We start from the raw sequence: 22,346 nt of genomic DNA, 5'->3' as shown, positions 1-22,346 counted from the left end.
GTGTTCCGCATCGCCGCATGGCTGGCGGCGTAGGGATATCATGCTAACGGGAGCCATGTTCGATCCCGTCGCCGCCCTTGCCACGGTCCTAGAAAACCTCGACCGCGAGGCCCGCGAGCCCACCAAGCTCCGCGCCGCCCTCGTGCCCGAGCTGCGCCGGGTGATCGAGGAGGGCCACCGCGCCGCCGAGGCCCAGCTTCTCAGGGATCGCAACGGCCTGCGCTGCGCCCAGACGCTCTCGAATCTCACCGACGCGGTGGTCCGGGCGATCCACGACGCCGTGGTCTGGCGGCTCTACCCCAACGACAACCCCTCCACCGGCGAGCAGCTCGCCGTGGTCGCCACCGGCGGCTACGGGCGGGGCACAATGGCGCCGGGCTCGGACATCGATCTGCTGTTCCTGCTGCCCTACAAGCAGACGGCTTGGTCGGAGAGCGTCGTCGAGGCGATGCTCTACGTGCTGTGGGACCTGAAGCTGAAGGTCGGCCACGCGACCCGCTCCGTCGAGGAGTGCCTGCGCGAGGCGCGGGCCGACATGACGATCCGCACATCCCTTCTGGAGGCGCGCTTCCTGTTCGGCTCGCGGATCCTGTTCGAGGAGTTGGTGACGCGCTTCGACATGGAACTGGTGGTCGGCTCGGCCGCCGAGTTCGTTGAGGCGAAGCTGCGCGAACGCGACCTGCGCGTTTCGAAGGCCGGCTCGTCGCGCTACCTCGTGGAGCCCAACGTCAAGGACGGCAAAGGCGGCCTGCGCGACCTCAACACCCTGTTCTGGATCGCCAAGTACACCTACCGGGTGCGCGATCAGGCCGAGCTCGTCAGCGCCGGCCTGTTCACCCCGGAGGAATACGCGCTGTTCGAGCGCTGCGAGGAGTTCCTGTGGCGGGTGCGCTGCCACATGCACTTCGTGACGAAGCGTGCGGAAGAGCGCCTGTCCTTCGGCCTGCAGCCGCGGATCGCCGAGCGATTCGGCTACGAGCCCCGTGGCGGCCTCTCGGGCGTCGAGCGCTTCATGAAGGCGTATTTCCGCTTCGCGAAGGATGTCGGCGACCTCACCGCCATCGTCTGCGCGGAGCTGGAGGCGCGCCACGCCAAGCGCACGCCGGTGCTCGACCGCTGGATCGGCCGGTTCCGCGACCGGTTCCGCGCCACCGCCATGGAGGCGGAGGATTTCTGGATCGACCACGGCCGGGTCAACCTGCGCGCAGAGGACGCCTTCGAGCGCGATCCTACGAACCTGATCCGCCTGTTCTGGCTCGCCGACCGGCACAACCTCGCGATCCACCCGGACGCCAAGCGCCTCGCCAACCGCTCGCTGCGGCTCGTCAACCCGTCACTGCGCGGGGATCCGGAGGCCAATCGCCTGTTCCTCGACATCCTCACCTCCCGCAACGCCCCCGAGGAGGCCCTGCGCGAGATGAACGAGGCGGGGGTGCTCGGCCGGTTCATCCCGGATTTCGGTCGCATCGTCGCGATGATGCAGTTCAACATGTACCACCACTTCACGGTGGACGAGCACCTGCTGCGCACGGTCGGCGTGCTGGCCGACATCGAATCCGGCCGGAGCCAGGAGACCTACCCGCTGGTCTCGCGCCTCGTGCACACGATCCATAATCGCACGGCGCTCTACGTCGCGATCCTGCTGCACGACATCGCCAAAGGCCGGCCGGAGGACCATTCCATCGCGGGCGCCGCCATCGCGGAAAAGCTCTGCCCGCGCTTCGGCCTGAACCAGGCCGAGACCGAGACGGTGCGCTGGCTCGTCGAGCACCACCTGCTGATGTCGATGACGGCGCAGAGCCGCGACCTCTCGGACGCCAAGACGATCGAGCGTTTCGCCGCGAGCGTGCAGACCCTGGAGCGCCTGAAGCTCCTGACCATCCTGACGGTGGCCGACATCACGGCGGTCGGCCCCGGCGTCTGGACGGCCTGGAAAGGTACGCTGATCCGCACCCTGTACGACGAGACCGAGGTGTTCCTCTCGGGCGGCCATTCCGAGATCGCCCGCACCGACCGGGTGCGCCTCGTCCAGATGGGCCTGCGCGAGCGGCTGCCCGGGTGGGCCTCGGAGGAGTTCGACGCCTACGCGGCCCGGCACGGGCAGGCCTACTGGCTGAAGGTCGACGGCACACGCCAGCTCAAGAACGCGATGTTCCTGCGCGAGGCCCTGAGCGACGGCCGCACCAGCGCCACCGACGTCGCCCTCGACCCCGTGCGGGGCGTGACCGAGATCACGATCTACTCGCCGGACCATCCGCGTCTGCTCGCCATCATCACCGGCGCCTGCGCGGCGGCGGGCAGCAACATCGTCGACGCCCAGATCTTCACCACGACCGACGGCTTCGCCCTCGACACGATCTTCATTTCCCGCGCCTTCGAACGGGATGAGGATGAAACCCGCCGGACGAAGCGCATCACGGCGGCGATCGAGCGGGCGCTAAAGGGCGAGATCCGCATCGCCGACCTCGTGGCCGACAAGCACCCGCCCACGACCACCCGCGCCAAGACCTTCCCGGTCCCGCCCGACGTGACGCTCGACAACGCCTTGTCGAGCCGGGAGACCGTCGTGGAGGTCACCGGCCTCGACCGGCCCGGCCTGCTCTACGAGCTGACCACCGCGTTCGGGCGGCTGTCGCTCAACATCACGTCGGCGCATGTGGCGACCTTCGGCGAGCGGGCGGTCGACGTCTTCTACGTCACCGACCTCACCGGCACGCGCGTGACGCAGCCCGACCGGCAGGCCGCGATCCGCGGGGCCGTGATGGATGTATTCGCCGGCGACGTCGCTGCCCTCAAAGCCGAGGGGCTGGAGGCGCTGGTCGCCGCACCGCCCCCGCGCGAGGCATGAGCAACGGGTTGATTTCGCTGGCCCCGGGCCAGATATCAGCGCCGGTTCCGCGTGCCTGAACCCCTTCCCCGGACGACTGAAACACGATGACGAGCAACGACATGCCCCAGGATGACCAGCGCCAGACCACGGTCGAGGCCGGTGCCGGTGCGGCCCAGGATCCCGCCTCCGCGGGCCAGGGCGCCGAGGCGTCCGTCGATCCCATCGCGGAGACCCTGGCCCTTCTCACCGCCGAGCGCGACGAGCTGAAGGACCGGACGCTGCGCACGCTCGCCGAGATGGAAAACCTGCGCCGCCGCACCGAGCGCGAGGTCGCCGATGCCCGCACCTACGCGGTCACGAATTTCGCCCGTGACGTGCTCAACGTGGCCGACAACATCCGCCGTGCCCTCGACAGCGTCCCGGCCGACGCAAAGGCCTCGGCCGACGGCGCGCTCAAAGGCTTGATCGACGGGATCGAACTCACCGAGCGCGACCTCGCCAAGACCCTGGAGCGCCACGGCGTAAAGATCGTCGAGCCGCAGGGCCAGAAATTCGACCCGAACCGGCACCAAGCCATGTTCGAGGTGCCGAACCCGGACGTGCCCGCCGGCACCGTGGTGCAGGTGGTCCAGTCGGGCTACGTCATCGGCGATCGGGTGCTGCGCCCAGCCCTGGTGGGTGTCGCGAAGGGCGGCCCCAAGGCGGCCGCCAACCCGGCCGACGCCGCCTGAGCGCTCCCACGGCGTGCCCTACTGACAGGGCAGCCTCGTGATGAAATCGGCGATGAACCGGGCCGTCTCGCGGGTGTGAGCCGGCGCGTGTGGGTTGCGGGCGACCGCGCTCGCCTCAACTTCAAGCCGCCGGTTGCAGGCGCAGGTCGTGACTATGCCCGACAACGGGTCGGCCGAGCAGGCGTCGTGGCGCGCGCAGGCGCGGTCCAGGGCGTCGATGGGCCTGTAGCCGGGGCCACGGTTACCCGGGCCGCAGAAATTGCCGTAGATCAGCACGGCGCCCCGCCCGGCAGGACCGGGCGGGATCACCTCCAGCGCCTGCGCCGAGGCGAAGGTCGTGAGGTTCAGGACGAGGAACGACGCCGCTGAGGCGTGGAGACTGAGAGTCATCACGGCCAATCCTGTCGGAAATGCCCCCGACACCGCGTGGTGACACCCGCGCGGCATCCGGCACCAACGACCCCCGGACCAGCCCCGACAGGCGCGACCGGCCGATGACGTCGCAAAGCCGAACATCGCGCATAGCGACGGAACCCGGCCGCCCCGTCAAGATCCGCCGCATTCAATACTGACTTAGAACCGATAGTTCACCCCGGCGCGGACCAGAGCGAACCCTGAATCCTGTTTGCCGGCACCATAATACGCCGGGACACCGGCGTTGTAGTAGGTGGTCCCGGCGAAACCGCGACCGAGTTGGACGTACAGGGCTTCCACTTTTGCCGACAGCTTCTCGGTGAAGGCGTATTCCACGCCACCGCCTGCGGCGTAGCCGGTCCGGTCGGTCCCGGGCAGCGTGTAGGGATAGGAGGCGGCGTTGGAGGCGCGCGAACCGCCGCCATACGCGAAGCCGCCGGTCCCGTAGATCAGGACGCGATCAAAGGCATAGCCAAGGCGGCCGCGGACTGTCCCGAAATAGTCGAGGCTCGGGCGGACACTGTAATAGGGCGTCGCGCCCAGATAGGCTGCATCCGCCTTGGCGAAGGCTGTGCCCTGGATGTCGGTCTCGAAGCCGATCACGAAGCCGGAGCCGGGCGTGAACTGGTAGTTGTAGCCGATCTGGCCACCGCCTGCGAAGCCGCCGGAGCGGTTGCCGCCGGTCACGGCACCGTAGGTCGGATCCGTGAAGCCACCGCTGTTGGTGTGGAACGCGTAGCCGGCATTCAGACCGGCATAGAAGCCCGTCCAGGTGAAGACCGGCGGCAGCGGCAGGGGCGGCGGCGGCGCGCGGCGGGGCAGATCCGCAGCCTGGGCGCCGAATGCGACGAAGCCTGCCGCGGCGCCGAGGAACGTGGCGCGAAACGAGAGCGTCATACGGTGTCTCATCTGTGATGCGGCTGGGCCGCAGGATCAGAGGGCCAGAAGCAGCAGGCCGACGACGGTCACCGACAGGATCAAGCACAGCGCAAGATCGAGGATGGAGGCGCCGCCGCAGGTCGAAGGCGGCCGTGCGTCGTTCCGGTCGGCCGGGGATAGGGCGATCACGACCGGACCTCCCCGCGCCCGATCGCGCGGGAGGCGACCCGGGCGGCTCTGAGGGCGCGTAAGGGCGTGATGGCCCGCTGGGGTGCCGCCGCCCCGTCTGAGGGGTTGACGGGAGCGGCGGCCTGCGACGCCTTCGTTTCGCCGGCGCGGTGGACCGTGTCCGCGACAGCGATGCCGAAGACGGGCAGCGCGAGGGCGGCGAGGACGCAGACGATACGCCCGAGCCGCGACATGGGATTGTCCTTCGAGATCCGTTTGGTGGTGAATTCTTGAATCCGGATGGGCGGCAACGCGTCCCGAGTGAGAAGGCGTGTCTCGACCGTCATCCGTTGAACTCCGCTTTTTCCGTGGGAAATTTGACCACACAGCGAAATTACGTGTGTAAAATTCCCACGTCAACGCAAAATGAGAAGATCGGCGTGCGTCTGCGCACGTTGTGGGATTGTCTCCCACGCCACTTCGTCTAACGTCCGAGTTATGTCCGAGATTGCCGAAACACCGCGCGAGGGTGCAAGCCTGCACGCGCCGCTGGCGCGGCTCCTGCGCCCGCTGGTACGCCTGCTGGTGGCGCGCGGCATCACCTTTCCGGCGCTGACCGACCTGCTGCGCGAACTTTACGTGAACGTGGCCGAATACGATTTTGCCTTGGCGGGCAAGGAGCAGACCGACAGCCGCGTCTCCCTGCTCACCGGCATTCATCGCAAGGAGGTTCGGCGGCTGCGCGGAGCCGGCGCCCCCGTGAGCGTCGTGCCTGCCGTGGTCTCGCGCACGAGTCGGATCATCGCCCGCTGGATCGCCGATCCGGCCTTCACCGATCCGCAGGGGCATCCCCTGCCGCTGCCGCGGACCGCCGAGGGCAACGCGCCCTCCTTCGAGACCCTCGTCTCGGGCGTGACGCGCGACCTGCGCCCCCGGGCGGTCCTCGACGAGTGGCTCGACCGCGGCCTCGCCTTCATGGATACGCAGGACCGAATCGTGCTGGCCGAGGCCGCCTACGTCCCGCGCGGCGACGGCGCGGAGGGACCGCAGCTCTACTATTTCGGGCGCAACCTGCACGACCACATTGCGGCGGCCGTGGCCAACATCGTGGGCGACAAGCCGCGGTTTCTGGAGCGGGCCGTCCACTACGACGGGCTCTCGAAGGAGCTCGCGGCCAAGCTCGAGGCGCGGGCCCGCGAGATCGCCATGGAGGCATTGCAGCAGGCCAACCGGGAGGCGCATGCCGCCTGCCAGGAGGATCCGGGCGGCGATCACCGTTGGAACTTCGGACTCTACGTCTACGCGGAGGCCGTGCCGCCCGCGCGTCCCGCGGACGAGCGCTGAGGGTCCGGCCGGTGCGAGCCATGCCCAACCGCCGCTTCGTCCTGCGCCTTCTCGCGGGCGCCGCGACGCTGCTGCCGTCCCCCGCCCGGCCGCAGGAGACACCGCGCGACCAGGGGATCGGTGGCACCGGCATGATGCGCACCGACGGGCCGCGGGATGGCTCCTCGAATGGCTCCCTCGGCGAAGGCGACCGTGGCATCGGCGGCACGGGCGTGATCGGCACCATCCGCCGCTTCGGCTCGATCATCGTCAACGACCTGCGCATCGCCTACCCGCCGGAGGTCGAGGTGCGCATCGACGGCGCGCCCGCGAAGGCGGCCGACCTCAGGATCGGGCACGTGGTCCACGTGGTCGCGAGGCCCGAAAGCGGCAGCCTCGCCACGCGCCGCATCGACGTGGCCAGCGAGGTGGTGGGTCCGGTGGAGGCAGCCGCACCGGGACGGCTGATCGTGCTGGGCCAGCGGGTCTCCACCGCGGGCCTCTCCGGCGACTGGAAGCCCGGGGCGCGGGTCGCGGTCAGCGGATTGCGGCGGCCGGACGGGGTCATCGTGGCGAGCCTCGTCGAGCCGCGCGAGGCCGGGCCGGATCGGGTCGCAGGTCCGGTGCGGCGCGGCGCGGACGGAGCCCTCAGGATCGGGTCCCTGCGCTTGACGGGCGCCGCCACCCTGCCCCCGGGCCGGCGCGCCCTCGTGACGGGAACGGCAACGCATGGTGCAATCAGCGTAACCAATGCCGCGCAGCTCGGCCTGCCGTTCCCCCCTGGGCTGAAGCAGCTTTCCATCGAGGCTTATATCGGCCGGGCGGGGAACGGCCTGGACCTCGGCTCCGGCTACAGGGTCTCGGGGCGTCCGGGTGCGAAGGTGCCGCGTCAGGGCAGCGTGCGCGCCGTGGTGACCGCTGACATCGCCCGCGACGGCAACCTGACGGTGGACCGCTTGCGAATCGAAGACCGTATCGCCCCCGAACCCCGGCAGCCCGAGGCTCCGCGATTCGAGCGGGACCGCGACCGCCTGGACCTGCGCAACCTGCCCGACGAGCTTCCGGGACGCTTCGGTGCGGAGCCGGGCGGTCGGGCGAGTTCACTGGGCGAACAGCGGGGCTCCGTCATCGACACGCGCCCCGGCGCTGGTCCGATCCCTGGCGCCGAGGGTCCCGGCGGCTTCGGGGGGCCGCGGGGTGGCTTCGGCGGCGCACCGCCCGGCGTACCGGGGGGCTTCGGTGGCCCTGCTGGCGGACCTGGCGGGCCGGGGGGTGGTCCGGGTGGCTTCGGGGGGCCCGGCGGGCCTCCGGGCGGCTTCGGCGGGCCTCCGGGTGGCCGCCGCTAGGAATTTTGCGTGCCCGCCTCGCGTAGGAGCAGGTCGCGCTTGCGGGCGACGCCCCATCGGTAACCGGACAGAGCCCCGTCCGAGCGCACCACCCGGTGGCAGGGGATCGCGACCGCGACCGGATTTGCCCCACAGGCCTGCGCGACTGCCCGAGTGGCGGCCGGCAGCCCGATGGCGCGGGCGATCTCCGCGTAGGTCGCGGTCGAGCCCACGGGGATCTTCCGCAGCGCCTCCCAGACCCGTTGCTGGAAGGCCGTGCCGCGGATGTCGAGCGGCAGATCGAGACCGCGACCCGGCATCTCCACGAAACCGATGACTCGCGCCATCCAGCCCTCGAAGGCTGGATCGCCGCCCACGATCTCCGCGCCCGGGAACCGGTCCTGGAGATCCTGCAGGAGCGGCTCCGGCGTATCCCCGAGCAGGATCGTGCAGACGCCCCGGTCGGTCGCCGCGACCAGGATTGCGCCCAGGCTGCAGGCGCCGATGCCGAACCGGATGCGCAGGCCCGCGGCGCCCTTCCGATAGGCCGCGGGCGCCATACCGAGGCGCGGCGCGCCCTGCACGTAGAAGCGGCTCGCCGCGCCGTAGCCGGCCGCGTAGAGCGTCTCCGTGACGGAGGCGGCGCCGGGCAGTTGGGCGGCCAGGCCGGCGGCGCGGTGGGCGGCGGCGTAGCCCTTCGGCGTCACACCGATGGCGGCCTTGAACACCCGGTGGAAGTGGTAGGCGCTGAGGCCCGCGTCGCGGGCGAGCGCGGCCAGCGTCGGTGCAGTCTCGGATGATTCGATCCGGCGGCAGGCACGGACCACGGCCTCGGCCCGGCGGGCGGCGAGGTCGGGCTCATCCGGCCGGCAACGGCGGCACGGCCGGAAGCCCGCGGCCTCGGCGTCGGCGCAGGTCCGGTGGAAGGAGACGTTCTCGGGCCGGGCTTTCCGCGACGGGCAACTCGGCCGGCAATACACCCCCGTGGTGCGGACTGCGTACACGAAAGTGCCGTCAGCCCCGGCGTCGCGGGCCATCAGGGCGGCCCAGCGGGCAGCGTCGGGGTCAGGCGGCGAGTCGGCCCTTGAAACGGAGCTCATGGCGGTACTCTGCAGTGTGGCGGGCACGATGGAGAGGGGCAAGACGAGCTCCGGCGGGTGAAAGACGACGTTGTGCCCATCCTGGCCCTGCACCGCCGACCGGGCATCCTGCTCCTTGCGGCCGAATTTTTCCGTCGCATCGTTTGAGGTCGGGATCGATGCTGTAAAACCGGTGCCCCGGCCGTGACTGGTCGAACAGCCGCACGGGGGTATCGTGGCGCCAAGCAACACCGACCATATCCATGTCGGACAGGATGGATGGCTGTTCCTGAAGACGGGGACGAACGACGTCCTCGGCCAGTACGAGCGGCCCGAGGAGACGACCGAACTCGTCTGGCAATGGCGCAGCCTCGTCGCGGCCCGGGAGCGGCGCCTGCGCGCCATGGGTATCCTGTACCGCCACGTCGTCGCGCCGGAGAAGCTGATGGTCTACGACCACCGCCTCGACGGAATCACCATCCGGCCGGACGCCTCGCCGGCCTACCGGCTGCGCAATGGCGAGCCCCCGACGCGGGGCCTGCGCACGCCCTACGGCCTCTACGCCGCTTGGCGTCGGCGGAAGCGCTGGCGGGAGACCTGCATCGACCTCGTGACGCCCCTGCGCGCCCAGCGTGACGCGGCCGATCTCTACTGCCGGACCGATACGCACTGGTCCTTCGACGGCTGCTATCTCGCCTATGCAGAGATCTGCCGGGCGCTTCAGACCGAACCCCGGGCGGCGCTGCGGGACCGCCCCTTCTTCGAGACCGACCACGACGGCGACCTGGGCAGCGCCTTCGACCCGCCGCGGCGGGCGCGGTCACGGACCGTGCTGATCCAGCAGGACGCCGTTCGGACCTATGCCAGCCCGATCGTGGAGGCGCGGGAGAAGGCCGGTCTCCTGCACACGCTGCATGTCGGCGCGCACGTGGTCTACGGCAACGCCCAGGCCACCGATCCGCGCCGCCTCGTGCTGTTCGGCGATTCGTTCTCGCACGTCATGCCGTACATGCTGACGATCCTGCTGGCCGAGACCTTCCGGGAGTTGCACTTCGTCTGGAGCACCGCGCTGGACTGGTCGTATATCGAGCGGGTGAAGCCCGACATCGTGCTCACCGAGGTGGCCGAGCGCTTCATGGTGCAGGTGCCGGACGACACCTTCTCGGTGGAGCGCTACGCGCAGGCGCGGTTCGGCGCGGAACTCGCGGCGGCCCGCGCCTGAGAGGCCCGTCAGGCCTCCAACTTGGCCACCAGCGCGTCCGACAGGGCGAAGTTCACGTAGACGTTCTGCACGTCGTCCTGATCCTCGATCACCTCGACGAGGCGGATCAGCTTCTCGCCGGTCTCGTCATCGACGGCGATCGTGTTCTGGGCCTTCCAGATCAGGCCGGTGCGGCTCGGCTCGCCGAAGCGGGTCTCCAGCGCCTTGGCGACCTCGCCGTAGGAATCCTGCGCGCAGATGATCTCGTGCCCGTCCTCGCCGGAGCTGACGTCGTCGGCGCCGGCCTCGATTGCGGCCTCCAGCATCGTGTCGGCATCGGCCACGGAAGCCGGATAGGCGATCACGCCGACGCGGTCGAACATGAACGCGACGGCCCCGGTCTCGGCCAGGCTGCCGCCCGACTTGGTGAAGGCCGAGCGCACGTCCGAGGCCGTGCGGTTGCGGTTGTCGGTCTGCGCCTCAACGATCAGGGCGGCGCCGCCGGGGCCGTAGCCCTCGTAGCGGATATCCTCGTAGTTCTCGCCGTCGGCGCCGGCGGCCTTCTTGATGGCGCGCTCGATATTGTCCTTGGGCATGTTCTCGGCGCGGGCCGCGAGGATCGCCGCCCGCAGGCGCGGGTTCATCGCCGGATCGGGCGTGCCGAGCTTGGCCGCCACGGTGATCTCGCGGGCGAGCTTGCCGAACACCTTCGAGCGGACCGCGTCCACCCGGCCCTTGCGGTGCATGATGTTCTTGAACTGGGAATGGCCTGCCATGGCGTGTCGGACTTTGTTCGTTGGCGCGGGCGGGCATTAGGGACCCCGCCGACGCGGCTGTGAGGTCGCCCGCGTTATAGGCCGCCCCGTTTCGACGAAGCAACGCGGCGGCCGAGCCCCGAGACCTCCACCTTTGATCTTCGTGATCGGGTGGAAGCGGAAAGATTGCCACGATCAGGCGTTGCTGCAGGGATTTTCTCTCTCAGCTGGGGACCCGATGTCGAGCCGGAACGGACGCAATACGGTGATGGTGGCGGGCGCAAGCGCCGGCGTCGGCCGCGCCGTGGCCCACGAATTCGCCCGGCACGGCTGGAATGTCGGCCTCATCGCCCGAGGCGAGGCGGGGCTCAAGGGTACGATCCGCGACGTCGAGCAGGCCGGTGGCCGGGCGCTGGCCTTCGCGGCGGACGTCGCCGACGCCGACGCCGTCGCGCAGGCGGCCGATGAACTCGCCGAGCGGTTCGGCGGCATCGACGTCTGGGTCAACAACGCGATGGTGACGATCTACGCGCCCGTGCAGGAGACGAGCCCGGAGGAGTTCCGGCGCGCCACCGAGGTCACCTATCTCGGACAGGTGCACGGGACGCTTGCGGCGCTCAAGCACATGGTGCCGCGCGACAGGGGCACGATCGTGCATATCGGCTCGGCACTCGCCTATCGCTCGATCCCGCTTCAGGCGACCTACTGCGCCGCCAAGGCGGCCGTGCGCGGCTTCGTGGACAGCTTGCGCAGCGAGTTGCTGCACGACGGCAGCCGCGTCCGGCTGACGATGATCCAGCTTCCGGCGGTGAACACGCCGCAATTCGACTGGGCACGCTCGCGGCTGCCGCGCAAGCTCGAGCCGGTGCCACCGATCTACCAGCCCGAGGCCATCGCCCGCCACGTGTTCCGGGCGGCCCATGACGCGCCGCGGGAATTGTGGATCGGCGCCTCGGCCTGGAAGGCGATCGTCGGCAACATGCTGATCCCGGGCTGGATCGACGGATACCTCGCCCGGCACGGCTATCGTGGGGAGATGACCAGCGTGCAGGCCCAGAAGAACCGCCCCGACAATCTCTACGAGCCGGTCGACACCGATCCCGGGGCGCATGGCCGCTTCGATGCCCGCGCCACCGCGCATGTGGCGGCGGCCGATCCGCGCTGGCTCAAGCTCGGGATCGCAGCGGCGCTCGGCGTGGTGGCGGGCACGATGCTGTTCGCCACCGAGGCGCAGGGGCGCAGTGAAGGCCGCAGCGAGGGGGCAGCGGAGCGCCGGCTGGGGAGACGCGTGCGGTCGCCCCGTTGATTGAGCGACGCATGGCAGCGGACACCGGCGACCTGGCGGGGCGCACCGCGTCGCATCGCGCTTCGTAAGGCAAAGACCCGGAGAATCTAATGTCCGACACGGCCCGTCGCGACTTCATCCAAGGTGCGCTCGCCTGTGGCGGCGTCCTCGGCCTCGGTGGCCCTGCCCGAGCCACCAGCCCCCTCGGTGGCGCACAGGCACCCGGCTTCTATCGAAAGCGCTTCGGCACGTACGATGTCACGATCTTGAACGACGGCGTGCGGAGCTTTCCGATGCCCGATCGCTTCGTGCGCAACGTCCCGCGCGACGAGGCGCTCGGGGCTGCGCAGGCCGCCTACATGCCTCCGGGTCAGGTCACGGTGCCGTTCAACCCGACCCTGATCAACACCGGTTCGAAGTTGATCCTGATTGACACCGGGAACGGGCCGGTCCCCGGCGCGCCGGTCGGACGCCTCCTGGCGAATCTGGCAGCCGCAGGGCTCCGCCCCGAGGATGTGGACCTCGTACTGCTCTCGCACCTTCACCCCGACCACACCAACGGGCTCAAGACGGCGGATGGCGGCCTCGCCTTCCCGAAGGCCGAGATCCGTGCGGCGGCGCCCGACTGGGACTTCTGGATGAGCGACGCCAACATGGCCCGGGCCGCCGATCCGGTGACGCAGGCCTATTTCGCCAACACCCGGCGGGTGCTCGCCGACCTGAAAGACCGGATTGGGACCTTCGCCTGGGATGAGGAGGTCGCCCCGGGAATCACCGCCCTGGCCGCCCCCGGGCACACGCCGGGCCACACGGCCTTCGCGGTGGCCTCCGGATCGGACCGCCTGCTGATTCAGTCCGACGTGACCAACATCCCGGCCTTCTTCCTGCAGCACCCCGACTGGCACGTCATGTATGATTACGATGCCGACCAAGCGCAGGCGACGCGCCACCGCTTCTACGACACGGCCTCGGCCGAGAAGGCGCTGGTGGTGGGCTACCACTTCCCCTTCCCGTCCCTCGGGCACGTGGAGCGGACCGGACCGGGCTACCGGCTGGTCCCCATCGCCTGGAACGCCGTGCCCTGATCGTCCAGGGCCTCGTGCCATCGGATGAGGCCGGCGAGATCGACAACGCCGCCGGGCCATTCGAGGCCAGCGATATGGCGGTGGGGCTGCCCCGGTTCGCCGAGATCCGATACCGCCGAGAAGGCGCCGTCGAGCCGATGGCTGTCGGTGTAGCGGCTCCGGGTCGCCAGGACCGGCAGCCCGGCGGCGCGGGCCGAGCTGATGCCGGCGGCCGAATCCTCGAATGCCACCGCCTCCGAGGCCGGGATGCCGAGGCCAGCGAGCGCGAGGAGGAACACGTCCGGCGCGGGCTTCTTGCGGTCCGCCTCGTCGCCCGCCGCGATCACGTCGAAGGGTTCTGCGCCCGGCGGGAAATTCGCCGCCAGGAGACGCTCGACGTTCGGCCGGCTGGTGGTGGTGGCCACCGCGAGACGGATCCCGGCCGCCCGGGCCTCGCCGATCAGGCGGCCGATGCCGGGGCGCAGCGGCAGACCACCTTCCGTCACGAGGTCGCTGTACGCGGCAGTCTTGCGCGCGTGGATCTCCGGGGCCAGGGCGTGGAGCGCCGCCGCCTCGTCCGGACGGCGCGTTTCGATGTAATGGGCGAGCCGCTCCTTGCCGCCCATCACGGTGAGCAGGTCGGCGTAGAGCGCCGCGTCCCAGCGCCATGTCAGGCCGAGGGCTGCGAAGGCCCGGTTGAACGCTCGGCGGTGCAGATCCTCCGTCTCGGCGAGGGTCCCGTCGACGTCGAAGATCAGCGCGCTCAGCACGACAGGTCGCGGCCGGAGGCGCCCTCCGCGCCGTCGCGGATCGCCGCGATCCGCTCCGCATAGGCGCCCGGGCCGCCGCTGAAGACCGCGTTGCCGGCCACGAACGTGTCGGCCCCCGCGCGGCTCGCGACCTTGACGGTCTCGGCGTCGATGCCGCCATCGACCTGGATGCGGATGTCGCGCCCCGCCACCATCGCGCGCACCCGCGCCACGGAATCCATGCAGCTCTTGAGGAAGCTCTGCCCGCCGAAGCCCGGGTTGACCGTCATCACCAGCACGAGGTCCACGATGTCGAGCACCGGCTCGACCAGGGCGGCCGGCGTGCCCGGGTTGATCGCCACGCCGACGCGCTTGCCGAGGTCGCGGACGGTTTGGAGCGAGCGGTGGATATGCGGCCCGGCCTCGGCATGGACCGTGATCCCGTCGGCGCCCGCCTCGGCGAAGGCCGCGAGGTACGGATCGGCCGGCGCAATCATGAGATGGACGTCGAAGAACTTTTCCGTATGCGGCCGGAGCGCCTTCACCACCGGCGGGCCGAAGGTGATGTTGGGCACGAAATGGCCGTCCATTACGTCGAGATGGATCCAGTCAGCCCCGGCCGCATCCACGGCGCGGGTCTCTTCGGCGAGCTTGGAGAAGTCGGCGGACAGGATCGAGGGGGCGATGATGGGTGGGAGCATAGGAGGCTTTCGGGATTGGCTCAGGCCAGCCGGCGGCGGCGCTCGACGAGTTGCATGATCATCGGCGTCAGGATCAGCTGCATGGCGAGATCCAGCTTGCCGCCCGGGATCACGATGGAATTGGCCCGGCTCATGAAGCTGTCGTGGATCATGGAGACAAGATACGAGAAATCGATCCCCTTCGGATCCTTGAAGCGGATCACCACCATCGATTCGTCGGCGGTCGGAATCCAGCGGGCGATGAACGGGTTCGAGGTATCGACCGTCGGCACACGCTGGAAGTTGATGTCGGTGAACGAGAATTGCGGGCAGATGGTCTGCACGTAATCGGGCATCCGCCGCAGGATCACGTCGGTGACGGCCTCGGTGGAATACCCGCGGAACGAGCGATCCCGGTGCAGCTTCTGGATCCACTCCAGGTTGATCACCGGCACGACCCCGATCTTCAGGTCAGCATAGCGGGCGATGTCGACATCCGGGTCGGCGACGCAGCCGTGCAGACCCTCGTAGAACAGGAGGTCGGAATCCGGCGGGAACGCCTCCCACTCCGAGAAGCTGCCCTCCGGGATGCCGTAGGCCTGCGCATCGTGCGGGTCGTGGGCGTAGTGGCGGGTGCGGCCGGTGCCCGATTCCGCATAGCTGCGGAACACCGCCTCCAGCTCCGGCAGCAGGTTGGCCCGGGGGGCGAAGTGCGAGAGCGTCGGCTCGCGCGCCATCATGGCCCGCATCGTGTCCCGGTCGAAGGCGTGGAAGCCGTCGCCTTCGATGAACACCGCCCGCACATCCTCCCGGCGGAAGATCTGCTCGAAGGTGTTGCGCACCGAGGTGGTGCCGGCCCCCGAGGAGCCGGTCACCGAAATGATGGGGTGCCGCGCCGACATTCGTTTCGGACTTTACGTCGTGCTTACGAGCGCATCAGGCCGCGCTGGCCGAAAAGCGGCGAGCGGCCGGCATCGGGCTTGCCGCCCGCGTAGTAGGCCGCAACGCACGACACCTCCTCGGTGGAGCCGCAGACGAGGGGGGCGCGCTCGTGGATGCCGGTGGCCACGATGTCGAGGATGCGCGTCTGGCCGTCGGTCGCCGCGCCGCCGGCCTGCTCGACCAGCATCGCCACCGGGGCGACCTCGTAGAGGAGCCGCAGCCGGCCGCGGGCATAGTTCTTCCGAGCGTCGCCCGGATACAGGAACACGCCGCCGCGGGTCAGAACGCGCTGGATGTCGGCCACCAGGGAGGCCAGCCAGCGCATGTTGTAATCCTTGTCGCGCGGGCCCTCGGTGCCGCGCTGGCAATCCTCGATATAGGCCTTCACGGGGGCGTCCCAGTGCCGGGCGTTCGAGGCGTTGATGGCGAACTCCTTCGTCGAGGCCGGGACCGACATGGCCGGGCTCGTCAGCTTGAACGTCCCGTCCTTGCGATCGAGCACGTAGGATTGGGTGCCCTGGCCCAGCGTCAGGATCAGCGCGGTGGCCGGGCCGTAGGTCACGAAGCCCGCCGCGATCTGCGCAGAACCCGGCGTCGTGAACGAGGCGATCGGGTTGCCCGGGTCCTTGATCGACGGCCGGATGCCGAAAATCATTCCCACGGCCATGTTGACGCCGATGTTGGACGAGCCGTCGAGCGGGTCGATGGCGACGGCGAGCGGCGCATCCGGGTTCAGCCGCATCACCTCCTCGGCCTCCTCGGAGGCGACCTCGGCGACGGGCGCATCGCGGAGGGCTGCGGTCACGCTCTCGTGAGCGATGACATCCAGCGCCTTCTGCACATCGCCGTCGCTGTTGTGATCGCCCGAAGCCGCGAGGTCGCCGCCGAGCGCCCCGCGCCCGATCCGTTCGCTGATCTCCACCGCCGAGCGGGCCACCGCCGCGATCACCGCGGCGGCATCCTTCAGCGCGGGGTCGGCCTCCACGGCCTGCGCGAGGCAGGTCTCGAGGGCCGTCCCGATCGCCGCTGAATCTGCCATCGGCCTACTCCTCCTGCTCGGACCCCGCCTGCCGGGATCGCACGTTCCGCGCAGGCTCTGTAGCGGCCGCTCCGCCGTCACGATAGCGGCTCCCGCCTCCGGATCGACAGAGCCGATAGCCCGGCGTTCAAGATTTCTGTGCGATCTTGTATGAAAGCGCAAAAAATACGAGACCTCGGCCATGCGCAACCTCTCCCTCAAGCAGCTTCAGGCGGTGGCGGCGGTGGCCCGGCTCGGCACCATGACCCGGGCTGCGCAGGAGCTGAACGTCACCTCGGCGGCGCTCTATGCCCGTATCCGCCAGCTGGAGGAGGAGGCCGGCCTGCTGCTGTTCGACCGGACCCCAGGGGGCCTCAAGCCCACCGATGCGGGCCGCGAGATGCTCTGGGCGATCGACAGCATCAACACCGTGCTGGAGACCTGCACGGACCGTCTGCGGACCCTGCGTGGTGCGGAGGGCGGCCGCGTGGCGCTCGGCGTCGTCTCCACCGCCAAATACTTCGCGCCGCAGGTGATCGCTGGCTTCGTCAAGAGGCATCCCGGTGTCGAGATCAGCCTGTCGGTGCGCAACCGCGGCCAGACCGTCGAGGCCCTGCGCGGCTACGAGATCGACTTCGCGCTCATGGGCCGCCCGCCCCGCGATTTCCCGATCGAGGCCGCCACCTTCGGCCCACACCCGATCGTGCTGATCGCAGCCCCCAGCCATCCGCTGGCCGGCCGGACCGGCCTCCAGAGGGAGGACCTCGCCGACCAGCCGTTCTTCCTGCGTGAGGAGGGATCGGGCACGCGGATGGTGTTCGAGGAGTTCATCGCCGGCGTGCTGGTCAAGCGGGCACCGCTTGAGATCGATACGGGCTCGAACGAGACCATCAAGCAGGCGGTCATGGCCGGCCTCGGCATCGCCCTCCTCTCGGTTCACTCGGTGGCGGCGGAGCTCGAGAGCGGGCGCCTCGTCCTCCTCGACGTGAAGGGCCTGCCGATCCGGCGCGACTGGTACGCCGTCCGGCGCGCCGACAAGGTTTTGGGGCCGGCGGCCTCGGCGGTCTGGTCCTACCTGATGACGGAGGGCGCGCGCAGCCTGCCGGGCGTCGCCCAGAGCGGGCTGGCCCTGGAGGGAGCACGGGCGTGAGCACGGCCGGGATCGTCGTCGCCGGTGCGGGTCAGGCGGGCTTCCAGCTCGCCGCCTCCCTGCGTGAGGGCGGCTTCAAGGATCCGATCACCCTGGTGGGCGACGAGACCGCCCTGCCCTATCAGCGGCCGCCCCTGTCCAAGGCCTATCTCGCCGGCAAGACCGAACGGGAGGGTCTGTTCCTGCGCCAGCCCGGCTTCTTCGCCGAGCACACGATCACGCACCGGCCGGGGATCCGCGCCACCGCGATCGACCGGGCGGCCCGGCGCCTCCACCTGTCGGACGGCGACAGCCTCGCCTACGACCACCTCGTGCTCGCCACCGGCGCCCGGAACCGGCCTCTGCCGGTCCCTGGCGCCGATCTCGGCGGCGCGCACCAACTGCGCGGCCTCGCGGATGCCGACGCGCTTCGGGCGGAGATCGCGGCGGCCCGGTCCATCGTGGTAGTGGGGGCCGGTTTCATCGGACTCGAATTCGCTGCCGTCGCGGCGTCCCGCGGCCTCCCGGTGACGGTGATCGAGGCGGCAGACCGGCCCATGGCGCGGGCGGTCTCGCCCGAGATGGGGCGCTTCTTCCGGCAGGCTCACGAGGCCCTGAGCGTGCGCTTCGCCTTCGGGGCTGGTGTGACGGCGATCACCGGTCGGGACGGCCGCGCGGCCGGCGTGACCCTCGCGGACGGATCGGACCTGCCCGCCGATCTTGTCCTCGTCGGCATCGGCGTGCTGCCGAACCGGGAACTCGCCTTGGAGGCGGGGCTGCCGGCCGAGGATGGCGTCCGCGTCGACACGTTCCTCGCCACGCCCGATCCGGCCGTCTCGGCGATCGGCGACTGCGCGCGGTTCCCGAGCCCCTTCGCGACCGGGCTCACGGCGGACGGCACGGTGCGGATCGAGTCCGTGCAGAACGCCATCGACCAGGGGCGCTGCGTGGCAGCCCGGCTCCTCGGCAAGCCCGCCGCCTACGGTGCATTGCCCTGGTTCTGGAGCGACCAGGGCCCGCACAAGCTGCAGATCGCGGGCTTGTCGGGCCCCGGCGATGCCAGCGTGGTCCGCGGCTCCGGCCCGGCCTTCTCGGTCTTTCGCTTCCGCGACGGGCGGCTGAGCGCCGTGGAATCCGTCGATCGGGCCGCCGACCACATGATCGCCCGGCGCCTACTCGCCGCCGGGACGGCACTGACGCCCGATCAGGCGGAGGATCCGAATTTCGACCTCAAGGCGCTGGCGATGGGGCGGGCCTGAGGGCCAGTCCCTGTCATCGCGAGCGCAGCGAAGCGACCCAGGGCGGCGCGACATCGGCCGGTGTGGTGCGCCCTCGATTGCTTCGCTGCGCTCGCACGGACGACCACATGCGGGTCGGAGCACCTCATGGGTCGTTCACATAGATCGAACCTGGCCCGCACAATCAGCCGAGCGCCGTTCCGTTTCCTGGTCCAGTGCAGCGCCCGCGGAATGCGACACGGGAGCCGGCGCGCGAGGTCGCGCCGAGACAACGGCTTAGTTAGCGACAGGGCCGTATCTGCAGAACTCTGCGGGGGGCAGCTTCCGACCCATGCCAGCCGTCCGGGGAGCCCCCGTTGCGTCCCGAAGGCGGCCACTCGTCGACCGTCCGGCAACTTCGGCTTGGGGTGGTTTGCACACGCCGTCGCCTCTCACCATGATCGGCGGCATGAAGGACTGGATCGAGCACTTCCGGGCGGCAGCGAAAGGGTTGACCGTCTCCCACGTCTGGCGCGGCTATGGATCGGCGCTGCTCATCGAATTCGGCGCGCTGCGGCCGCCGACCCTCACGCGCAAAGACGGCACACCCGGCGAACCGTCAGGTGAGATCGGTCTGATGATCCAGTCCGATTGGCGTATCGAGGACTCGTGCACCATCGTGTGCGGCAGCAGCAGCGACGACGAACTCTGGAAACCGACGTTCGCTCGCCTCATCGACAAGCACATCATCGACGTTGCGACGTTCGGACGTTTGCCCGAGTTGCTCATCTCGCTCTCGGAGGACCTCCACATCGCGTCGTTCTCGACCTTGGAGAGCGATCCCGCGTGGACACTGTTCGACCGGCGCGGCTCCGCAGAGATTGTGGTCGGGTGTTGGTCCGGCGTGATCACCGGGGAGCCAGCGAGAACCGCTTAGGGTTCGGAGCGGGCGCGGCGATGAGGTCGCTCCTCCGCGTTGCCGCCCGAAAGCAGACCGCCGGAGAACCGCCCGAACGATCATGCCACTCTCGACCCGCAGCGGTCCTTCACGCGCTCAGGCCCATCAAATTCAACTCTACAGTCGCGTCCGATCGCACTGCAGATGGGCACAACTCCCAATGAAGTCGCTTACCCCGGGAACGGGACTGGTGCCGGCTTCTGCCGCAGGGCGAAGGCCGTGATGATTCCCAGCGCCAGGATGGTCACCGCACAGCCGAACAGCGCCCCGAACTGCCCGAAGCGGAGCAGCGCCTGCCCGATCACCGCGACGCCGAGCGCCTGTCCGCAGAAGAACGAGAAGGCGTGAAGCGCCACCGCGGAGGCCCGTGCCTTGGGCGCCACCTCCGTCACCTGGGTCTGGTAGGTGTTGTGCAGCATGTAGAAGCCGAGCCCCATGGCGGTGAGCGCGGCACAATCCGCCTGCCACGTGCCGGCGAGCCCGACCACGGTGAGCGAGGCGCCGCAGATCAGCCCGCCGCCGATCAACATCCGCGGCAAGCCGAGGAGCCGCACCAGCAGCCCGACCAGCGCCGAGTAGACAAGGCCGCCCACCGCGAACCCCGCCAGTACGAGCCCGGCCTCGCGCGGGCCGCCCTCCCCGCGGGCCTCGATCAGCGGCGCGAGGTGCGGGAACACGCCGAAGATCGCGATGGCCTCGATGAACACCGCGGAGAACAGCACCCGCGCCCGGGGATTGCGCAGGATCGTCCGGTAGCGCGTCACCGCCTCGCCGAAGGCCGGGCGGCGGGCGGGGGCCCGGCCGGCGCGGTCGAAGCCGAACACGGTCGCGGCGCAGGCGAAGGCCGCCACCGCCGCGGTAACCGCGAAGACGCCGCGCCAGCCGATCGCCGCCTCGATCAGGCCCGCGAAGGTCGAACCGGAGAGCTGGCCGAGGATCACCGCCACCAGGAAGCGCCCGATCGCCACCTGACGACCCGCCATGGGCACCCGGTCGCCGAGCAGCGCCAGGGAGAGCGGGATGCAGCCGCCAGCGGCCGCGCCCGCCAGCATCCGCAGGCCGAACAGGCTGTTGATGTCGGGGGCGACGCTACACAGCGTGAGCGCCACAGCCAGCACCGCGAGGCAGGTGCTCATCACCCGCTCCTTGCCGAGCGCATCGCCGATTGGCCCGAGCACCGGCTGGATGAACGCGTAGGGCAACGCGAAGGCGGTGGAGAGGAGCGCCACCGTGTGGGCGTCGCTACCGAGATCCCGGGCGAGCACGCCGACGAGGGGTTCGACCGAGCGCAACGCGAAGGTGCTGCCGAACCCCGCGCAGGCGAGCACCACGATCAGCCGCGGGATCGAGGTGGCCGGCGGCGGGGCGGGGCGCGCCGTGGACGGGAGGGCCTGCTCTGGGCTGTCGGTCATGGGGACGCTGCGCGACGCGGGCGGGGTGCGACATGCGGCATCGCATCTCCCCGGCCCGAGCGGAACCCCGCCGCGCGACAGATCAGTGCGCGTAGAATGCGGGATCCGACTCGTCGGTCGGGTGGGCGAACGCCCAGCGCAAGGCCGGGGAGAGCGGCACGTTGTAATTGAGGCCGCGCGGCGGGACCGGCTTCAGGAACCAGCGATCATAGATCGTCTGGATCTCGGGGCTGCGGTAGAGGTCTGCGGTGGCCCGGTCCACCACCGCCTTGAAGGCGGGATCGTCCTTACGCATCATGATTCCGTAGGGCTCCGGGTTGGACAAGGTCTCGTCGCTGACCACGTAGACGGCGGGCTCCTTGGACTGGGCCGCGACGACGCTGAGTTGCACGTCGTCCATCACGAAGGCCGCCGCCCGGCCGGTCTCGACCAGCAGGAAGGCCTCCGGGACGTCCTTGGCGGCGATCACCGTGATCCCGAGCTTCCGGTCGTTGTTAGCCTTGATCAGCATCAGGATATTGGTCGAGCCGGCCACAGACGCGATGCTCTTGCCGCGCAGGTCGTCCAGGCTGGCGATATGTTGGTCCTTCTTGGAAACGAACCGGGTCGCGGTGAGGAAATGCGTGTTGGTGAAGGCCACCTGCTTCTTGCGCTCGGCGTTGTTGGTGGTCGTCCCGCATTCGAGATCGACCGTGCCGTTGGTGATGAGAGGGATGCGCGACGAGGAATTGACGAACTCCATCCCGACTTCGAGGCCCGGCATCTTCAGCTCGCGCTTCACCGCGTCGGCGATCTTCATGCAGATGTCGATCGCGAAGCCGACCACCTTCTGGTTCTGGTCGATATAGCTGAACGGGGGCGCGGTATCGCGCACACCGAGGACCAAGCGGTTGCTGTCCTTGATCTTCTTGAGCGTGCCGGTCAGGGCCTCGGCCTGGGCCGGCGCGGCCAGCGACAGCGCGGCGAGGAGCGTGAGGAGAGGCGGTAGCAGACGCATGGGTGGGCCCGGTCCGATCATCGCGCGTCGGGGAGCCGGCCAAATGGAACCGACGGAGCCCGAATGCGCGGCGGATCGGGCTCCGGGAAGCCACTCAGCAAGAGTCCGGCCGCGAGCGCGCTGGACGCGACAAGGAAGACAAATATTCCCGCCGCTTGGCCGTCATCCCGATGCCGGCCGCTCCAATCCC

General features: G+C 69.8%; 22 protein-coding genes. 10 read left to right on the top strand and 12 right to left on the bottom strand.

The features are described from left to right. The first annotated feature begins 55 nt into the window (after positions 1-55). Both BLQ49_RS16300 and grpE read left to right on the top strand, forming a co-directional pair. A complete protein-coding gene (locus BLQ49_RS16300; protein WP_091717419.1) occupies positions 56-2,848 on the top strand; it encodes a [protein-PII] uridylyltransferase in 2,793 nt (930 codons plus the stop codon). Positions 2,849-2,949: 101 nt separating this feature from the next. Then, positions 2,950-3,561: a nucleotide exchange factor GrpE gene (grpE, locus tag BLQ49_RS16295; protein WP_091717570.1), complete on the top strand. Its 612-nt coding sequence runs from the start codon at positions 2,950-2,952 to the stop codon at positions 3,559-3,561. Positions 3,562-3,579: 18 nt separating this feature from the next. On the opposite strand, the gene BLQ49_RS16290 is transcribed toward grpE, so the two are convergent. The 4 genes from BLQ49_RS16290 to BLQ49_RS16280 all read right to left on the bottom strand — a co-directional run bounded on the left by BLQ49_RS16290 (position 3,580) and on the right by BLQ49_RS16280 (position 5,369). After that, the gene (locus tag BLQ49_RS16290; RefSeq protein ID WP_244507626.1) at positions 3,580-3,951 is read right to left on the bottom strand and encodes a phospholipase A2 family protein; all 372 of its coding nucleotides are present in this window, start codon (positions 3,949-3,951) and stop codon (positions 3,580-3,582) included. A 183-nt stretch (positions 3,952-4,134) separates the two neighbouring features. Then, entirely contained in the window at positions 4,135-4,872 is a 738-nt protein-coding gene (locus tag BLQ49_RS16285; protein ID WP_091717417.1) for an outer membrane protein, read from the bottom strand. Between the two features lie 36 nt (positions 4,873-4,908). Further along, positions 4,909-5,043 carry a hypothetical protein gene (locus BLQ49_RS30630; protein ID WP_280140979.1) on the bottom strand — a complete coding sequence of 45 codons (135 nt, stop codon included), beginning with the start codon at positions 5,041-5,043 and terminating at the stop codon, positions 4,909-4,911. Next, positions 5,040-5,369 carry a hypothetical protein gene (locus BLQ49_RS16280; protein WP_244507625.1) on the bottom strand — a complete coding sequence of 110 codons (330 nt, stop codon included), beginning with the start codon at positions 5,367-5,369 and terminating at the stop codon, positions 5,040-5,042. Before BLQ49_RS16280 ends, BLQ49_RS30630 begins: the two co-directional genes overlap by 4 nt. 151 nt (positions 5,370-5,520) lie before the next feature. On the opposite strand from BLQ49_RS16280, the gene BLQ49_RS16275 reads away from it, so the two are divergent. Together BLQ49_RS16275 and BLQ49_RS16270 are read left to right on the top strand one after the other, a co-directional pair. Beyond that, entirely contained in the window at positions 5,521-6,366 is an 846-nt protein-coding gene (locus BLQ49_RS16275; protein ID WP_091717415.1) for a DUF6502 family protein, read from the top strand. 11 nt (positions 6,367-6,377) lie between these two features. Beyond that, positions 6,378-7,691: a DUF5666 domain-containing protein gene (locus BLQ49_RS16270; protein WP_208859070.1), complete on the top strand. Its 1,314-nt coding sequence runs from the start codon at positions 6,378-6,380 to the stop codon at positions 7,689-7,691. On the opposite strand, the gene ada is transcribed toward BLQ49_RS16270, so the two are convergent. Further along, entirely contained in the window at positions 7,688-8,770 is a 1,083-nt protein-coding gene (gene ada / locus BLQ49_RS16265; protein ID WP_091717566.1) for a bifunctional DNA-binding transcriptional regulator/O6-methylguanine-DNA methyltransferase Ada, read from the bottom strand. The genes BLQ49_RS16270 and ada overlap by 4 nt on opposite strands. A gap of 214 nt (positions 8,771-8,984) precedes the next feature. On the opposite strand from ada, the gene BLQ49_RS16260 reads away from it, so the two are divergent. After that, complete coding sequence (locus BLQ49_RS16260; protein WP_091717411.1) at positions 8,985-9,971, top strand: alginate O-acetyltransferase AlgX-related protein; 987 nt, start codon at positions 8,985-8,987, stop codon at positions 9,969-9,971. An 8-nt stretch (positions 9,972-9,979) separates the two neighbouring features. Here the strand turns inward: BLQ49_RS16260 and BLQ49_RS16255 are convergent, their stop codons facing one another. Continuing rightward, positions 9,980-10,726 carry a YebC/PmpR family DNA-binding transcriptional regulator gene (locus tag BLQ49_RS16255; RefSeq protein ID WP_091717408.1) on the bottom strand — a complete coding sequence of 249 codons (747 nt, stop codon included), beginning with the start codon at positions 10,724-10,726 and terminating at the stop codon, positions 9,980-9,982. 217 nt (positions 10,727-10,943) lie between these two features. On the opposite strand from BLQ49_RS16255, the gene BLQ49_RS16250 reads away from it, so the two are divergent. Further along, complete coding sequence (locus tag BLQ49_RS16250) at positions 10,944-12,011, top strand: SDR family oxidoreductase (protein ID WP_091717406.1); 1,068 nt, start codon at positions 10,944-10,946, stop codon at positions 12,009-12,011. A gap of 89 nt (positions 12,012-12,100) precedes the next feature. Further along, positions 12,101-13,075, top strand: a complete 975-nt coding sequence (locus BLQ49_RS16245; RefSeq protein WP_091717403.1) for an MBL fold metallo-hydrolase — start codon at positions 12,101-12,103, stop codon at positions 13,073-13,075. Here the strand turns inward: BLQ49_RS16245 and BLQ49_RS16240 are convergent. The 4 genes from BLQ49_RS16240 to BLQ49_RS16225 are packed head-to-tail and all read right to left on the bottom strand — an operon-like array spanning position 13,036 to position 16,464. After that, positions 13,036-13,824 carry an HAD-IA family hydrolase gene (locus BLQ49_RS16240; RefSeq protein ID WP_091717401.1) on the bottom strand — a complete coding sequence of 263 codons (789 nt, stop codon included), beginning with the start codon at positions 13,822-13,824 and terminating at the stop codon, positions 13,036-13,038. The two genes, BLQ49_RS16245 and BLQ49_RS16240, sit on opposite strands and share 40 nt — an antisense overlap. Further along, positions 13,818-14,504 carry a ribulose-phosphate 3-epimerase gene (gene rpe, locus BLQ49_RS16235; protein ID WP_091717399.1) on the bottom strand — a complete coding sequence of 229 codons (687 nt, stop codon included), beginning with the start codon at positions 14,502-14,504 and terminating at the stop codon, positions 13,818-13,820. Before rpe ends, BLQ49_RS16240 begins: the two co-directional genes overlap by 7 nt. A 20-nt stretch (positions 14,505-14,524) precedes the next feature. Then, positions 14,525-15,385 carry a phosphoribulokinase gene (locus tag BLQ49_RS16230; protein ID WP_091717396.1) on the bottom strand — a complete coding sequence of 287 codons (861 nt, stop codon included), beginning with the start codon at positions 15,383-15,385 and terminating at the stop codon, positions 14,525-14,527. A gap of 23 nt (positions 15,386-15,408) precedes the next feature. Then, on the bottom strand, positions 15,409-16,464 hold the full coding sequence (locus BLQ49_RS16225; RefSeq protein WP_091717394.1) for a class 1 fructose-bisphosphatase: 1,056 nt from the start codon (positions 16,462-16,464) through the stop codon (positions 15,409-15,411). Between the two features lie 181 nt (positions 16,465-16,645). Between BLQ49_RS16225 and BLQ49_RS16220 the strand changes: the two genes are divergently transcribed. The 3 genes from BLQ49_RS16220 to BLQ49_RS16210 all read left to right on the top strand — a co-directional run bounded on the left by BLQ49_RS16220 (position 16,646) and on the right by BLQ49_RS16210 (position 19,726). Beyond that, positions 16,646-17,593 (top strand): LysR family transcriptional regulator, encoded by a 948-nt coding sequence (locus tag BLQ49_RS16220; RefSeq protein WP_091717392.1) that lies wholly within the window; start codon positions 16,646-16,648, stop codon positions 17,591-17,593. Beyond that, positions 17,590-18,831, top strand: a complete 1,242-nt coding sequence (locus tag BLQ49_RS16215; protein ID WP_091717390.1) for an NAD(P)/FAD-dependent oxidoreductase — start codon at positions 17,590-17,592, stop codon at positions 18,829-18,831. The genes BLQ49_RS16220 and BLQ49_RS16215 overlap by 4 nt, the downstream gene beginning before the upstream one ends. A gap of 427 nt (positions 18,832-19,258) precedes the next feature. Next, positions 19,259-19,726, top strand: a complete 468-nt coding sequence (locus tag BLQ49_RS16210; protein WP_091717388.1) for a hypothetical protein — start codon at positions 19,259-19,261, stop codon at positions 19,724-19,726. A 191-nt stretch (positions 19,727-19,917) separates the two neighbouring features. Here the strand turns inward: BLQ49_RS16210 and BLQ49_RS16205 are convergent, their stop codons facing one another. Together BLQ49_RS16205 and BLQ49_RS16200 are read right to left on the bottom strand one after the other, a co-directional pair. Beyond that, complete coding sequence (locus tag BLQ49_RS16205) at positions 19,918-21,159, bottom strand: MFS transporter (protein ID WP_208859069.1); 1,242 nt, start codon at positions 21,157-21,159, stop codon at positions 19,918-19,920. An 82-nt stretch (positions 21,160-21,241) separates the two neighbouring features. Further along, a complete protein-coding gene (locus BLQ49_RS16200; RefSeq protein ID WP_091717386.1) occupies positions 21,242-22,156 on the bottom strand; it encodes an amino acid ABC transporter substrate-binding protein in 915 nt (304 codons plus the stop codon). Positions 22,157-22,346: the final 190 nt, after the last annotated feature.

The organism is Methylobacterium phyllostachyos (assembly GCF_900103445.1).
In the GTDB taxonomy this organism is placed as follows: domain Bacteria; phylum Pseudomonadota; class Alphaproteobacteria; order Rhizobiales; family Beijerinckiaceae; genus Methylobacterium; species Methylobacterium phyllostachyos.
This window is presented reverse-complemented; position numbering and strand designations above follow the sequence as displayed.

What these genes read in the sequence shown, in the direction of transcription:
- rpe (WP_091717399.1), bottom strand. Translation starts at nt 14,504, where the DNA reads ATGCTCCCACCCATCATCGCCCCCTCGATCCTGTCCGCCGACTTCTCC.
- BLQ49_RS16285 (WP_091717417.1), bottom strand. Translation starts at nt 4,872, where the DNA reads ATGACGCTCTCGTTTCGCGCCACGTTCCTCGGCGCCGCGGCAGGCTTC.
- BLQ49_RS16200 (WP_091717386.1), bottom strand. Translation starts at nt 22,156, where the DNA reads ATGCGTCTGCTACCGCCTCTCCTCACGCTCCTCGCCGCGCTGTCGCTG.
- BLQ49_RS16255 (WP_091717408.1), bottom strand. Translation starts at nt 10,726, where the DNA reads ATGGCAGGCCATTCCCAGTTCAAGAACATCATGCACCGCAAGGGCCGG.
- BLQ49_RS16245 (WP_091717403.1), top strand. Translation starts at nt 12,101, where the DNA reads ATGTCCGACACGGCCCGTCGCGACTTCATCCAAGGTGCGCTCGCCTGT.
- BLQ49_RS16275 (WP_091717415.1), top strand. Translation starts at nt 5,521, where the DNA reads ATGTCCGAGATTGCCGAAACACCGCGCGAGGGTGCAAGCCTGCACGCG.
- BLQ49_RS16205 (WP_208859069.1), bottom strand. Translation starts at nt 21,159, where the DNA reads ATGACCGACAGCCCAGAGCAGGCCCTCCCGTCCACGGCGCGCCCCGCC.
- BLQ49_RS16210 (WP_091717388.1), top strand. Translation starts at nt 19,259, where the DNA reads ATGAAGGACTGGATCGAGCACTTCCGGGCGGCAGCGAAAGGGTTGACC.
- BLQ49_RS16290 (WP_244507626.1), bottom strand. Translation starts at nt 3,951, where the DNA reads ATGACTCTCAGTCTCCACGCCTCAGCGGCGTCGTTCCTCGTCCTGAAC.
- ada (WP_091717566.1), bottom strand. Translation starts at nt 8,770, where the DNA reads ATGAGCTCCGTTTCAAGGGCCGACTCGCCGCCTGACCCCGACGCTGCC.
- BLQ49_RS16250 (WP_091717406.1), top strand. Translation starts at nt 10,944, where the DNA reads ATGTCGAGCCGGAACGGACGCAATACGGTGATGGTGGCGGGCGCAAGC.
- BLQ49_RS16300 (WP_091717419.1), top strand. Translation starts at nt 56, where the DNA reads ATGTTCGATCCCGTCGCCGCCCTTGCCACGGTCCTAGAAAACCTCGAC.
- BLQ49_RS16225 (WP_091717394.1), bottom strand. Translation starts at nt 16,464, where the DNA reads ATGGCAGATTCAGCGGCGATCGGGACGGCCCTCGAGACCTGCCTCGCG.
- BLQ49_RS16230 (WP_091717396.1), bottom strand. Translation starts at nt 15,385, where the DNA reads ATGTCGGCGCGGCACCCCATCATTTCGGTGACCGGCTCCTCGGGGGCC.
- BLQ49_RS16220 (WP_091717392.1), top strand. Translation starts at nt 16,646, where the DNA reads ATGCGCAACCTCTCCCTCAAGCAGCTTCAGGCGGTGGCGGCGGTGGCC.
- grpE (WP_091717570.1), top strand. Translation starts at nt 2,950, where the DNA reads ATGCCCCAGGATGACCAGCGCCAGACCACGGTCGAGGCCGGTGCCGGT.
- BLQ49_RS16280 (WP_244507625.1), bottom strand. Translation starts at nt 5,369, where the DNA reads ATGACGGTCGAGACACGCCTTCTCACTCGGGACGCGTTGCCGCCCATC.